We start from the raw sequence: 13,064 nt of genomic DNA, 5'->3' as shown, positions 1-13,064 counted from the left end.
GGCCTGGGGGAGCGGGTGGACCGTTCTGGGTGGGGTGGTCGGGGGCGGCGGGTGGGCCGGGGCTGGGGAGGTCTCCACGGTCGCCGGGCGGACCGGGGTGGTTCACGGGCGCGACCAGCAGAGGGCGATCTCGGCGGCCAGCGCCGTGTTGCCGCGTACGGCGGCCAGGTTGGCCTCCAGCGAGGCGCCACCGGTGCCCCGCACCAGGTAGCCCAGCAGGAACGGCGTGATCGCCTGGCCGGTGACGCCGTCGCGGTCCGCCGCGGCGAGCGCCTCCTCCAGCACGCGGTCGTGCAGGGACGGGTCGAGCTGCCGGTCGACCGGGACGGGATTGGCGACGATCAGCGCGGTCTCCGGCCCGCCGAGCGCGTCCTGCCCGCGCATGATGGCCGCGGCCTGCTCGGGCGTCTCGATGCGCCAGTCCACGGGCTCGCCGGAGGAGTGCAGGTAGAAGCCCGGGAAGGTGTCGGTACGGTAGCCCGCCACGGTGACGCCGCGGGTCTCCAGCCTCTGCAGCGTCGCCCGGACGTCGAGGATCGACTTGACGCCGGCGCACACCACCGTGATCCGGGTACGGGCCAGCGTGTCGAGGTCGGCCGACTCGTCCTGCTCCTCGGTCCACCCGCGGTGCACGCCGCCGAGCCCGCCCGTCGCGAAGGTCCGGATGCCCGCCCGGGCGGCCAGGAACGACGTGGCCGACACCGTCGTCGCGCCGCTCGCCTTCAGCGCCGCCGCGACGGGCAGGTCGCGCTGGCCCAGCTTGCGCAGGCCGGGTTCGGTGGCGATGCGCTCCAGTTCGGCGTCGTTCAGGCCGATGCGGGCCACGCCGTCCAGAACCGCGATCGTGGCCGGTACGGCCCCCGCCGCCCTGACGATCCCCTCCAGTTCCCGGGCGACCTCCAGGTTGCGCGGCTGCGGCAGCCCATGGGAGATGATCGTTGACTCCAGCGCCACGACGGCCGCGCCGGCGGCGAGCGCCTCCGCCACCTCGTCGGACGGCTGGAGCAGGGGCGTTGCGGTGCTGTGCATGTGGGTCCGGTGCTCCTCGTGCGCTCGTGGCGAAGCCAGGCTGGACGCGATCGGGTGAATGCACCCACCCGAAAGGTGGACGTCAGTGTATTTCACGGGATTTGTTCGGTTTTCGGGGCGTACGTCCGGGCTCAGCCGAGGAGCGTGACGCCCGCCAGGGACAGGGCGGCCACGAGGCCGGAGGCGATCCCGCCCAGAAGCAGGACGCGCCCGCCGCGTGCCAGCTTACGGGCGTCGATCCCCGTACCCAGGGCGAACAGGGCCGCGGCCATCAGAACGGCGGTGACATCCGGGACGAAGGCCGTGATCCCGGACGGCAGGACGCCCGTGCTGCGCAGGGCCACCGCCCCCAGGAAGCCCGCCACGAACAGCGGCATGACGGGCGGTCGCTGCCCGGGGTGGCCTCCATTGGGCGGGGCGGGCGCCGGAGACGGGGCGGGGAACGCGGCGGCGGCGCGCGTGGCGCTCTGATGGGTCATGGGCTGGGGTGTCGCTCGGCGATGGTGATGGGCAGCGGTGAGGGCGACGAGCGGGGCCAGAAGCAGGACACGGCCGAGCTTGACCGTGATGGCGGTGGCGAGCACGCCCGAGGCCGAGCCGATCGCCGCCACCTGCGCCACCTCGTGCACCGCCGCGCCCGTCCACACCCCGAGCTGGGCAGGCGACAGGCCAAGCCACCTCGCCAGCAGCGGCACCGCGACGATGGCCGCGCTGCCGTACAGGACCACCACGCCGAGCGCGGCAGCGGCGTCGTCATCCGTGGTGCCGCTCCATCGCGGGCCGGTGCCTCCAGGGTCGCCGTCCCGGCCGCCATGGCCCGTGCGGGTGCTGTCGTGCATGGCGGCGATGGCGGCGGCGCCGCAGATGGACACGCCGGTGGCGACGAGGAGCGACGTGCCCGGGGTGAGGCCGAGGCGGCGGCCGATCAGTGGCGTGAGGGCGAACGTGCAACCGGTGGCCAGCACCACGACCGCCACCGTCTGCCAGCCCAGGGCCAGCACCTCCGGAACGGCGATCTGCAGCCCGAACAGCACGATCGCGATCCGCAGCACCCGCCTGGCCACGAAGCTCAGGCCGGGGCGGAGCCGTTCGCGGATGCCCGCGAGGTTGGCCAGGGCCGCGCCCGCGACCACCGCGACCACCGCGGGGCTGAGCGCGGGCACCAGGCGGTGCACGCCCAGCGCGAACCCCACCGCCAGCGCCGTCGCGGCGACACCGGGCAGGAGCGTCGCGGTGGCACCGGGCGGGAGCATGGTTCCAGTGTTCGGGAGCCGGGAAGGGCCCGGTAGCCGCCGGCTGCCTGTGAGGTCATAGCCTGAGGCTATGACCGCGCTACCTGACCTCGGCTCGCTCCAACTCCTCGTCGATGTGGGCGAGCTGGGAAGTCTGGGGCAGGCCGCCAAGGCGGCGGGGATCGCGCAGCCCTCGGCCAGCAAGCGCATCGCGCTGCTTGAACGCCGGCTCGGCCTGCCCCTGCTGGAACGGACGCCGCGCGGCTCGACCCTGACCGCCGAGGGCAAGATGGTGGCGGGGTGGGCGGCGCAGGTGCTGGCAGCCGCCCGCGAGCTCATGCGCGCCGCGCAGGCCGTACGGCTCAGCGAGGCCGCCCATCTGCGTGTGGCGTCCAGCATGACCGTGGCCGAGTACCTGGTGCCGCGCTGGCTCGGCGAGCTGCAGCACCGGGAGCCCGACGTGCAGGTCGGGCTGGACGTGGTCAACTCCGCCGACGTGGCCGCCCGGGTGCTGGCCGGTGAGGTGGAGCTGGGGTTCGTCGAGGGGCCGAGCGTGCCGGAGGGGCTGGCCCGCCGTGTCGTGGGCACCGACCGGCTGGTGGTCGTGGTCGCTCCCGGCCATCCCTGGGCGCGCCGCCGTACGACGCTGCGGGGTCCCGAGCTGGCCGCCACGCCTCTCGTGGTACGGGAGCCGGGATCGGGCACCCGAGAGACGCTCGACGTGGCGTTCAGGGGGCTGCGCCAGGCCAGTCCGCGGCTGGAGCTGGGCTCCAACTCGGCCGTGAAGGGCGCGGCGCAGGCGGGTGTGGCACCCGCGGTGCTCAGCGGGTACGCGGTCGAGGCCGAGCTGGCGACCGGGCGGCTGGCCGAGGTGCCGCTGGAGGGGATCGACCTGGTGCGCCGCCTGCGCGCGGTCTGGCGCCGCGGCCGCCGCCTCACCGGCCCGGCCGCCACCCTGCTGAGCATCGCCACTCTCCCCTGATCGCCAGGGGTTCGGGCCGGGCCTTAGGGTGCCGATATGAGTAGGTATGACGTTGTCGTCGCAGGAGGTGGGCACAACGGGCTCGTCGCGGCCGCCTACCTGGCACGCGCCGGGCGGAAGGTGCTGGTGCTCGAACGGCTCGACCACGCGGGTGGCCTGGCCATCTCCACGCGGGCCTTTCCCGGCGTGGACGTGCGGTTGTCGCGCTATTCCTACCTTGTCAGCCTCCTCCCCGCCAAGATCGTCCAGGATCTGGGGCTGGGACTGGAGCTGCGCCGCCGCCGGTACGCCTCCTACACGCCCAAGGGCGGCACCGGACTGCTCGTCGACAACGGTGACCCGGACGGGACCGCGGCCTCGTTCAGGGACGTCACCGGGGGAGAGGCCGACCACAAGGCGTGGCAGGAGTTCTACGGCCTGGTGGAGGGGGCGGCCCGCACCCTGGCCCCGACGCTGCTGGAGCCGCTGCGCGGGCCGAGGGAGATCGAGCGGTCGGTGGGGGCGCGGGCGTGGCGCGACCTGTTCCAGCGGCCGGTCGGCGAGGTGGTGGACGAGCGGTTCGGCGACGACACGGTGCGCGGCGTCGTGCTGACGGACGCGTTGATCGGCACGTTCGCGGACCCGGCCACCGACCTGAGGGCCAACCGGTGCTTCCTGTACCACGTGATCGGCGGCGGCACCGGCGAGTGGAACGTCCCGGTCGGCGGCATGGGCGCCGTGTCCGGGGCGATCGAGGCGGCGGCCAGGCGGGCCGGGGCGGAGATCGTGACCGGGGCCGAGATCGTCGGCGTCTCGCCGTCCGGAGAGGTGACGTTCCGCACGACGGATTCCCCGCACGGCGACCTCCCGGCGGATGCCCGGGGTGACGGGCGTGCGGGCGGTCAGGGAGACGGGCGTGGGAGCGGCCGGGCAGGTGGCGCGGCCCAGGGCGCCGCGGCGGGTCGCGAGCACACGGTCACGGCCGGGCACGTGCTGGTCAACCTGCCGCCCGCCGTGCTCGACCGGCTGCTCGGCCGGCCGGTGACGGTGCCCGAGGGCGCTCAGCTCAAGGTGAACATGGTGCTGTCCAGGCTCCCCCGGTTGAAGGACCCGGCCGTGGATCCCAGGGCGGCGTTCAGCGGCACGTTCCACATCAACGAGGGACGTGACCAGCTCGCCCGCGCGTACGAGCAGGCCGCCCGCGGCGAGATCCCGGAACTGCCGCCCGCCGAGGTCTACTGCCACTCGCTGACCGACCCGTCCATCCTCGGCCCGGAACTGCGGGGGAGGGCCGAGACGATGACCCTGTTCGGCCTCCACATGCCCGCCCGCCTCTTCCGCGACGATCCGGACCGGGCACGGGCCGAGGCGCTGCGCGCCACGTTCGCCTCCATCGACCGGGTGCTGGCCGAGCCGATCGAGGGCTGCCTCCTGCGCGCCCCCGACGGCACGCCGTGCGTCGAGGCGAAGACCCCCGTGGACCTGGAGAACGAGGCCGGGCTCCCCGGCGGTCACATCTTCCATCGCGACCTCGCCTGGCCGTACGCCGACGAGGGTGGCTGGGGCGTGGAGACAGAGCACGAGCGGATCCTGCTGTGCGGCGCGGGCGCCCGCAGGGGCGGCGGCGTCAGCGGCATCCCGGGCCACAACGCCGCGATGGCACTGTTGTCCTGACCGGCGACGGGTCTCATCCGGCTCTCATGATGAGGGCCTACCTTATGGGGCATGAGCGAGCCCGCACGGTTGCTGGTGGTGGACGACGAGCCCGCGTTGCGCGAGGCGCTCCAGTCGAGCCTGGAGTTCGAGGGCTACCGGGTCGTCACGGCCGACGACGGGCAGAGCGCGCTGGAGGAGCTGGGACGGGGGCCGTACGACGCGGTGCTGCTCGACGTCATGATGCCCAGGCTCGACGGGCTGACCGCCTGCCGGCGGCTGCGCGCGGCGGCCAACCACGTGCCGGTGCTCATGCTGACCGCCCGCGACGCCGTGGGCGACCGGGTCTCCGGCCTGGACGCGGGCGCCGACGACTACCTGGTCAAGCCGTTCGAGCTGGACGAGCTGCTGGCCAGGGTCCGCGCCCTGCTGCGGCGCAGCGCGCTGCGGGTGAGCCCCGCCGACGAGGCCCTGACGTACGGCGACCTGCGCATGGACCCGGTCACCCGGGAGGTCACCCGCGGCGACCGCTCGCTCGACCTGACCCGCACCGAGTATCTGCTGATGGAGCTGTTCCTGACGCACCCGCGCCAGGTGCTGACGCGCGAGCAGATCCTGGGCGAGGTGTGGGGGTTCGACTTCGAGCCGGCCTCCAACTCGCTGGACGTGTACGTGATGTACCTGCGGCGCAAGACCGAGGCGGCGGGCGAGCCCCGGCTGATCCACACCGTGCGCGGGGTGGGGTACGTGCTGCGGACGGCGCCGTGAGAGGTGGCGGTCTGAGGTGCGGGAGCCTGCGCTCGCGGCTGACGCTGCTGGTGGCGGCGGCGGTGGCGCTGGCCGTCGCGATCAGCGCCGCCGCGTGCTTCATGATCGTACGAGGGCAGCTGTACGACCAGGTGGACCGCGCCCTGAAGCCGCCGCCGGGCCAGATGAGCCAGGGCAAGAGCTTCTCCTGGCTGGAGAACCACTGCACCACGGCCGAGCCGCCGGGGGGCCGCTACGAGCCGCCCGAATCCAGCCAGGTCGTCTACAGTGACGGGCGGCCCACCTGCTACCTGGGCCCGGCCGTGACCGTCAAGCCGGAGTACGTGCGCATCGCCGAGCGGGGAGGCTCGTGCTTCTTCAGCGGCGCGGCGACGGACGGCACGCCGGTGCGGATCTACGTCGAGCAGGTCGCCTCGGGCACGGCCGTGATGAAGGCCCGGCGGCTCGACCAGTTGCAGGAGACCCTCGGCATCGTCGCTCTGCTGCTGGGCGGCGTCGCCGTGCTCGGCGTGCTCGGCGCAGCCCTGGCCGGTCAGGCGATCTCGCGCACCGCGCTGGCGCCCGTGGGCCGCCTCACCAGGGCGGTCGAGCACATCGCGCAGACCGAGGACCTCACCACCCGCATCCCCGTCACGGGCACCGACGAGATCGCCCGCCTCAGCTCCTCCTTCAACGCCATGACCGCGGCGCTGGCCGGTTCGCGCGAACGCCAGCAGCAGCTCGTCGCCGACGCCGGGCACGAGCTGCGCACGCCTCTGACCACCCTGCGCACCAACATCGACCTGCTGCTCCGCAGCGAGCAGACGGGCCGCAGCCTCGACCCCGCCGCCAAGGAGCGCCTGCTGATCAACGTGAAGGCGCAGTTCGCCGAGCTGTCCACGCTGGTCGGCGACCTGCTCCAGCTGGCTCGCGGCGACACCGACCACGAGCCGCACGCCGAGCTGGCGCTGCACGACGTGGTCGGCGCCGCGGTCGAACGGGCCCGCCTGCGCGGCGCCGAGGTGACCACCGACCTTCAGCCGTGGTACGCGGTCGGCGGCGCCGCCTCCCTCGAACGCGCCGTGCTCAACCTCATCGACAACGCCGCCAAGTTCGGCCCCGGCGAGGTCGACGTGGCGCTGCGCGAGGGCGAGCTGACGGTCCGCGACCACGGCCCGGGCATTCCCGAGAGCGAGCTGCCGTACGTCTTCGAGCGCTTCTGGCGTTCCCCGACGGCGCGCGGCCTGCCCGGCTCCGGCCTGGGACTGGCGATCGTCTCGCAGGCCGTGACGGAGGCCGGTGGCAAGGTGCGCCTGGCCAACGCCCCCGATGGCGGGGTCATCGCCAGCGTCACGCTCCCCGGAGCGCTCACGCCACCCGCCGAGGCGGCTGAGTGACCGCCGGGGAAAGGCGGGCTCAGGGTGCGAGCAGCAGGTCCATCAGGGCCTCGACGTACGGCTGGGCCGGGCCCCGGTGGCGGCGCGTCGTCGCCACGCCGATGTGGCGGGACGGGCTCGGCGGCTCCAGCGGGACGGCCACGAGGTCGGGAGCGTCCATCAGGGCGATCTCCGGGATGAGGGCGACGCCCACGCCCGCCGAGACCAGCGACTGGGCGAACATGTAGTCGGTCGCGCTGCACGAGATCCGCAGCTCGAACCCGGCCAGGTTGGTGTAGTGCCGCAGCAGTTCGACCGTCTTCAGGCAGCCCAGCACCCACCGCTCACCGGACAGCTCGGCCAGGTGGAGGGCGCGGCGGCCGGCGAGCGGATGGGCGCACGGCAGCACGACGCGGAGCGGATCGGGCCGTAGGGCGGTCCAGTCGAGCCCCGAACGGTCGCCGGGACGCGCGGGCGGCGGGCCGTCGAAGTGGTAGGCCAGGGCCAGGTCGGCCCGCCCGTGCCGCAGGAGCGGGAGGCTGTCCTCCGGTTCGCGCTCCAGGATCGTCAGCTCGACCTCGGGGTACGCGGCGGTGAACGAGGCGAGAGCGGCCGGGAGCAGCCGCCGCCCGCCGCTCGCGAACGCGGCGATCGTGAACTGCGCACGGTCGCGTGACAGCCGGTCGATCCGCGTCTGGGTGTCGGCCAGCTCCGCGGCGATGGCCTCCGCCGTCTCCACCAGCATGCGGCCCGGCTCGGTGAGCGTCACGCCCCGGTTGCTGCGCTCGACCACGGTGAGGCCGAGCCCGCGCTCCAGCGCGGCGATCTGCTGCGAGACGGCCGAGGGGGTGAAGCGCAGCGCGGTGGCCGCCCGGTTGAAGCTGCCGTGCCGCGCCACCTCGTGGAGCACGCGCAGGCGCTGCACATCGATCATCAGTTTTCCTTACGACTCGATCAGCAGGTCGGCACTACCGCTGATGACTGTAGAGCAGTCAGGCTGTGGCCATGCAGAACGTGTGCGTCATCGGCGGCAGCCGGTACTTCGGAAGACGGGTGATAGAGCGGCTCCGGGACGGGGGCGCCGGCGTGACGGTGGTGAACCGCGGCTCCTCGCCGGCGCCGGAGGGGGTGACGCATCTCGTCGCCGACCGCGACGACGAGGAGGCCCTCACCACGGCCCTGGCCGGCCGCTCCTTCGACGTCGTGATCGACCAAGTCTGTTACACGCCCCGCCAGGCGGCCACGGCCCGGCGGGTCTTCGGCGGGCGCACCCGCCGCTACGTCATGACCTCCACGATCGAGGTGTACTCCGACCTCGACGGCGGGCCGCTGCGGGAGGAGGCGGTCGATCTCGCGGCCGTGCCGGTACGGGCCGACCTGCCGTGGCACCTGCCCGCCTTCGTGGATGAGCACTACGGACAGGGCAAGCGCCAGGCCGAGGCGGTCCTCGCGGGTGAGCCGGGGTTCGGCTTCGCGAGCGTCCGCGCCGGACACGTGCTGGGCGGCGCCGACTTCACCGGGCGGCTCGACCACTACGCGACGCGCATCCGCCAGGGCGCCCCCGTCGTCGTGCACTCGCGGCCCCGCCCCTCGTCGTTCATCAACGACCAGGAGATCGCCGACCTCCTCTTCTGGGCGGCGGGCGCGGATTTCACGGGCCCGGTCAACGCCTGCTCGCACGGGCCGCTCGACGTCACCGGCCTGTGCGACGCGCTCTCCGCCGCGATCGGCGCGGGCCCCGCCGTCTACACCACGGACGGCGAGGTCTCGCCGTTCTCCTTCGACCGCGACTACGGCATGGACAACGGCCGGGCCGCGCGGCTCGGGTTCGGGTTCTCGCACACCTCGGAGTGGCTGCCGCGCGTGATCTCGGAGGCCCTGGCATGCGTCTGATCGGGAATGTCCCCGTCGGCCCGGTCGGTCTGGGGGCGATGCCTCTCTCCCTCGAGGGCCGGCCGGACGAGGCCCGAGCCGTCGCCACCATCCACGCGGCGCTGGACGCGGGTGTCACGCTCATCGACACGGCCGACTCCTACCACTGGCACGCCGGCGAGGCCGGGCACAACGAGCTCCTCATCGCCCGCGCCCTGGCGAGCTATGGCGGTGACACCAGTGGCGTCCTGGTCGCGACCAAGGGCGGCAGGGGGCGGCCCGGCGACGGTTCGTGGACGGTGAACGGAGATCCGCGGCACCTCAGGCGCGCCTGTGAGGCGTCGCTGAAGCGGCTCGGCGTCGAGGCCATCGGGCTGTACCAGCTGCACAAGCCGGATCCGCGGGTGCCGTTCGCCGAGTCGGTGGGGGCGCTGCGCGACCTGCTCGACGAGGGCAAGATCCGGATGGCCGGGGTGTCGAACGTGGACGTCCCGCGCATCCGCGAGGCGCGGCGTGAGCTTGGCGGGCGGCTCGTCTCCGTGCAGAACAGGTACTCTCCCGCTGTCCGTGACAGCGAGCCCGAGCTGCGGCTCTGTGCCGAGCTGGGGCTCGCCTTCCTGCCCTGGAGCCCGCTCGGCGGGATCTCGCGGAGCGCGCTCGACGAGCCGGACGCGGCTCCGGCGGAGCGCACCCCGTTCCACGCCATCGCCCTCGAACGTGGTGTCAGCCCGCAGCGGGTGTGCCTGGCCTGGCTGCTCGCCGCCGGCCCGCACGTCGTCCCGATTCCCGGGGCGAGCCGTCCCGCGTCGATCCGCGACTCCGCCTCCGCGGCGGCCCTGTCACTCACCGGCGAGGAGCTCACCAGGCTCGGCCGGTAGGCTTGGCCGGTGCGCAGTACGACCCGAGCCGAGCAGGCCGACCAGCGCAGGGCCGAGCTGCTCGAGGCCACGCGAAAGGTGGTCCTGGAGCGCGGCCTGGCCAACACCCGGATCGCCGACATCGCCAAGTCGGTCAACGTCAGCGGTGGGCTCATCCACTACCACTTCGCCACCAAGGACGAGCTGATCACCGCCATGCTCAGGGCCAGCCTCGACATCGAGAGCGCCAGGCTCAACGAGCTGGCGGAGGGCCCCGGCACGGCGGTGGAGCGCCTCGGCAGGGTGCTGCGCTACTACATCCCCGAGTCGCGGTCCGACCAGAGCTGGCTGCTCTGGATCGACGCCTGGAACACCGGGCTCCGCGAGCCCGCCGTCAACGACATCATGCTGGAGCTGGAGACGGCCTGGCTCGACGCGCTGACCCGGGTGCTGGCCGACGGCACGGAGGCGGGCGAGTTCGCCTGCGACGACCCGGCGGGGGCGGCCGAACGCATCGACGCCATGCTCGACGGCCTCGTCATCCGCTACACCCTTCACCCCAACGTCCTCAGCCGGGGCCGCCTGCTCGACCACGCCCGCACGGCCGCCGCCCGGGAGGCGGGCATCTCCCCGGACTCCTTCACCTGACCCGGTCAAGAGGGCGCGCGTCACGGCGGCCCGCCGGGGAAGCGGAGGAGCGTCTCCCTGGACGGAGCGCGGCCCCGTGCGGCGGATGGGCCCTCCTCGGCCTGCCGTAAACGGGCCTGAACGTGAGGGGGCCTGACGTGAAGGGGGCCTGACGTGAAGGGGGCCTGACGTGAAGGGGACGCGCTACGCGGGGAGGGCGGCGAGGAGGAAGGCCAGGCGGGCCGCGGCGGCCTCGACGTCGTCGATGGTGCCGAGCCGGTAGCCCCACGAGGTGACGAAGCTGCCGTCGTCGGCGCAGGTCACGCTCTCGGCCAGGGTGGCGGAGAAGCGGTTGCGCACGGACACGTACGCGGGATCGCTGGCCAGGGCGAGGCTCTGGACCGCCAGGTCGGCGTGACGGCCGGCGTGCCACGCGAACCGCTCAAGGCTGAGCGCGGTATCTAGCATCATGCGTCACCTCCGCAACGTCTCCGCCGACAGAATTGCACGATCTTGTGGAGGCGGGCAAGCAATTGCGCGGATTAATGTGAGGATTGTTTGCGGTATTCGTCAAGAATGTGGATGATGACGTCCCTCCCGGCCTCGTCGAACACGGCCGCCTTCGCGTAGTCGTCGAAGGCGCGCACGTAGAACGCGACGTCGTCGGGGTCGCGCAGCACCAGGTCCTTCGTCATGGTGGCGACGCCCACCATGGCCTCGTTGTAGATCCAGAAGCCGTTGATCGGGGCCGACGGCAGCTCGGCGGCGAAGGGGATGACGCCGAACTCCACGTTCGGCAGCGTGCTGACCGCGATGAGCCGGTCGAGCTGGCCGCGCATGACGTCGATCGGGGCGAGCCGGGTGCGCAGCGCCGACTCCGGCAGCACGAACCTGAACGTGCGGCTCCGGTCGTAGAGGATCTCCTGTCGCTGCATCCGCACGCGGACGGCCGCGTCGATCTGTTCGGGCGCGCTGTAGAGGCGCTTGACCTTGCGGAACACGTGCCTGGAGTATTCGGCGGTCTGCAGCAGGCCGACCACGATGTTCGGCTCGAAGACCCTGAACAGCCTGGTGCGCGCCTCCAGGTCGCGGATGTCCTCCTGGAGCGCGGCCAGGCCGCTGCGGTGACGCTGCTTCCAGTCGTCATGCCGTTCGAGCAGCGCGATGGCCTGCCGGATCAGCTCGTCCGCCGTCTCGGGAGGGGCCTGTACGGCCTGCGCCCACACGACGACGTCGTCCTCCGTCGCCGTCTGCCTGGCGTTCTCCAGGCGGGAGACCTTGGACGGCTGCCAGTGCAGCCGTTCGGCCAGGTCCTTGCCCGACAGGTGGGCGGCCTCGCGCAGCGAGCGGAGCTGGCTGCCGAGGTCGACGCGCGCCTGCTGAAAGGACGTCACGCCGCAAGAGGCTAGACCGGCGGACAAGGGTCATGCCAGAGGCGAGTGCAATTGTGATCAACCAGTGGCTGATGTGTCGGCCGAGGCCGGGTAAGCGCTTGCTGGGCCGCCGGGCAGCACGCGGCGGGCGATCTCGGTGATGAGCTCGCGGGGCACCTCCACCGCCGTCTCGCCGTCGAGCGCGTGACACAGGTCCGCGAGCGCCTCCGGGTCGGTGAGCTGGAGCCCCTGCACCACGATGGTCCCGCGATCGGTCTCGTACAAGGTGGGGCAGGCGCCCGCCTCCGAGGTGGAGCCGAGGAACCGCATGCGCATGGACAGTCCTTCCCCCAACGCGTAGAGCAATTGCGCGCAATTGTACGGCTCACAGGGACATACGCGCTCGTTTCACGAAAAATCACCACATTAGGTGCGAGCGGTCAGCGAACCGACAGAACCGGAACCTGGCGCGGCCGGGCGGACACGCCGAGAGGTCGGGCGGCCACGAGAGGTCAGGCCTGGCCGACGCCACCCCGGATGATCTGCTGCGCCCTGGCGAACAGCTCCAGAGTGGTGGCGTGGAGCCGGTCGCCGATGTCGCGCGGCGCCCGCCCGGCGCAGGCGCGGGCATGGGTGCCCTCCAGCACGATGCCCAGCTTGAAGCAGGCCATGACGGCGTACCAGTCGACGGCCGACACGTCGCGCTCGGACACCGCCGCGTAGTAGCCGACGATCTCGGCGGGAGACGCCAGCCCAGGCACGTGGCCCGCGTTCATCGGCCAGGTGGCCAGCAGCCAGCCCAGGTCCAGCAAGGGGTCGCCGATGGTGGACATCTCCCAGTCCACGATCGCCGCCACCCGCGGGCCGTCGTGGGCGTACATGAGGTTCGCGAGGTGGTAGTCGCCGTGCATGACGCCCGGCGTGAACGTCCCGGGCCGGTTGCGCTCCAGCCACGCGGCCGTGTCGCCGAGCCCCGGGATGTCGGGGCCGGGATAGCCGCCGAGCCGGCCGTACGAGTCGAGCTCGGCCAGCCACCGCGGGACCTGCCGCGCCAGGAACCCCTCCGGCCTGCCGAACCCCGGCAGCACGCCCGGGTCGATCCGGCCCAGCTCGGCCAGCGCGGCGGCCGCCTCAAGGCCCATCCGGTGGCGGATGGCCGGGTCGGCGGCGTGCGGATCAGGCAGTCCGAGCGACGGGTTGAAGCCGTCGACCGGCTCCATCAGGTAGAAGACCGGCTCCTCAGCGGTCTGCGCCGCGACCAGCCGCGGCGCGGGCACCGGCGTGCCGAGCAGCGCCGCGAGCACCCGCGCCTCGCGGCGCAGCACCTCGTTGCTCTG

The 13,064-nt window shown here is 73.0% G+C and carries 14 protein-coding genes; 7 read left to right on the top strand and 7 right to left on the bottom strand.

Features of this window, described 5'->3' with window-relative positions:
• Positions 1 to 102: 102 nt before the first annotated feature.
• Both DQW85_RS36155 and DQW85_RS36150 read right to left on the bottom strand, forming a co-directional pair.
• Positions 103 to 1,029 carry a pseudouridine-5'-phosphate glycosidase gene (locus tag DQW85_RS36155; protein ID WP_113704244.1) on the bottom strand — a complete coding sequence of 309 codons (927 nt, stop codon included), beginning with the start codon at positions 1,027 to 1,029 and terminating at the stop codon, positions 103 to 105.
• 131 nt (positions 1,030 to 1,160) lie between these two features.
• A complete protein-coding gene (locus tag DQW85_RS36150; RefSeq protein ID WP_113704243.1) occupies positions 1,161 to 2,282 on the bottom strand; it encodes a YeiH family protein in 1,122 nt (373 codons plus the stop codon).
• A gap of 70 nt (positions 2,283 to 2,352) precedes the next feature.
• On the opposite strand from DQW85_RS36150, the gene DQW85_RS36145 reads away from it, so the two are divergent.
• The 4 genes from DQW85_RS36145 to DQW85_RS36130 are packed head-to-tail and all read left to right on the top strand — an operon-like array spanning position 2,353 to position 7,019.
• Positions 2,353 to 3,243 carry a LysR family transcriptional regulator gene (locus DQW85_RS36145; protein ID WP_113704242.1) on the top strand — a complete coding sequence of 297 codons (891 nt, stop codon included), beginning with the start codon at positions 2,353 to 2,355 and terminating at the stop codon, positions 3,241 to 3,243.
• Positions 3,244 to 3,279: 36 nt separating this feature from the next.
• Positions 3,280 to 4,896, top strand: a complete 1,617-nt coding sequence (locus DQW85_RS36140) for a phytoene desaturase family protein (RefSeq protein WP_113704241.1) — start codon at positions 3,280 to 3,282, stop codon at positions 4,894 to 4,896.
• Positions 4,897 to 4,947: 51 nt separating this feature from the next.
• The gene (locus DQW85_RS36135) at positions 4,948 to 5,643 is read left to right on the top strand and encodes a response regulator transcription factor (protein ID WP_113704240.1); all 696 of its coding nucleotides are present in this window, start codon (positions 4,948 to 4,950) and stop codon (positions 5,641 to 5,643) included.
• A complete protein-coding gene (locus DQW85_RS36130) occupies positions 5,640 to 7,019 on the top strand; it encodes a sensor histidine kinase (RefSeq protein ID WP_240197660.1) in 1,380 nt (459 codons plus the stop codon). The genes DQW85_RS36135 and DQW85_RS36130 overlap by 4 nt, the downstream gene beginning before the upstream one ends.
• Positions 7,020 to 7,038: 19 nt before the next feature.
• Here DQW85_RS36130 and DQW85_RS36125 read toward each other — a convergent pair whose 3' ends face one another.
• Entirely contained in the window at positions 7,039 to 7,932 is an 894-nt protein-coding gene (locus tag DQW85_RS36125) for a LysR family transcriptional regulator (protein WP_113704239.1), read from the bottom strand.
• A gap of 71 nt (positions 7,933 to 8,003) precedes the next feature.
• On the opposite strand from DQW85_RS36125, the gene DQW85_RS36120 reads away from it, so the two are divergent.
• The 3 genes from DQW85_RS36120 to DQW85_RS36110 are packed head-to-tail and all read left to right on the top strand — an operon-like array spanning position 8,004 to position 10,375.
• Positions 8,004 to 8,891: an NAD-dependent epimerase/dehydratase family protein gene (locus DQW85_RS36120; RefSeq protein ID WP_113704245.1), complete on the top strand. Its 888-nt coding sequence runs from the start codon at positions 8,004 to 8,006 to the stop codon at positions 8,889 to 8,891.
• Positions 8,882 to 9,748 (top strand): aldo/keto reductase, encoded by an 867-nt coding sequence (locus DQW85_RS36115; protein ID WP_113704238.1) that lies wholly within the window; start codon positions 8,882 to 8,884, stop codon positions 9,746 to 9,748. Before DQW85_RS36120 ends, DQW85_RS36115 begins: the two co-directional genes overlap by 10 nt.
• A 9-nt stretch (positions 9,749 to 9,757) precedes the next feature.
• Complete coding sequence (locus DQW85_RS36110; protein ID WP_113704237.1) at positions 9,758 to 10,375, top strand: TetR/AcrR family transcriptional regulator; 618 nt, start codon at positions 9,758 to 9,760, stop codon at positions 10,373 to 10,375.
• Positions 10,376 to 10,558: 183 nt separating this feature from the next.
• Here DQW85_RS36110 and DQW85_RS36105 read toward each other — a convergent pair whose 3' ends face one another.
• The 4 genes from DQW85_RS36105 to DQW85_RS36090 all read right to left on the bottom strand — a co-directional run.
• Positions 10,559 to 10,825, bottom strand: a complete 267-nt coding sequence (locus DQW85_RS36105) for a hypothetical protein (RefSeq protein ID WP_113704236.1) — start codon at positions 10,823 to 10,825, stop codon at positions 10,559 to 10,561.
• 71 nt (positions 10,826 to 10,896) lie between these two features.
• On the bottom strand, positions 10,897 to 11,748 hold the full coding sequence (locus DQW85_RS36100) for a helix-turn-helix domain-containing protein (protein WP_113704235.1): 852 nt from the start codon (positions 11,746 to 11,748) through the stop codon (positions 10,897 to 10,899).
• A 57-nt stretch (positions 11,749 to 11,805) separates the two neighbouring features.
• On the bottom strand, positions 11,806 to 12,063 hold the full coding sequence (locus DQW85_RS36095) for a hypothetical protein (protein WP_113704234.1): 258 nt from the start codon (positions 12,061 to 12,063) through the stop codon (positions 11,806 to 11,808).
• Between the two features lie 176 nt (positions 12,064 to 12,239).
• A partial coding sequence (locus DQW85_RS36090; RefSeq protein ID WP_162795657.1) for a phosphotransferase family protein occupies positions 12,240 to 13,064 on the bottom strand: 825 nt, incomplete at its 5' end.

Origin of the sequence: Nonomuraea lactucae (assembly GCF_003313395.1) — a bacterium.
Lineage (GTDB): Bacteria > Actinomycetota > Actinomycetes > Streptosporangiales > Streptosporangiaceae > Nonomuraea > Nonomuraea lactucae.
Note: the sequence above shows the minus strand (reverse complement) of the source record. Positions and strands in the feature narration are given on the sequence as shown.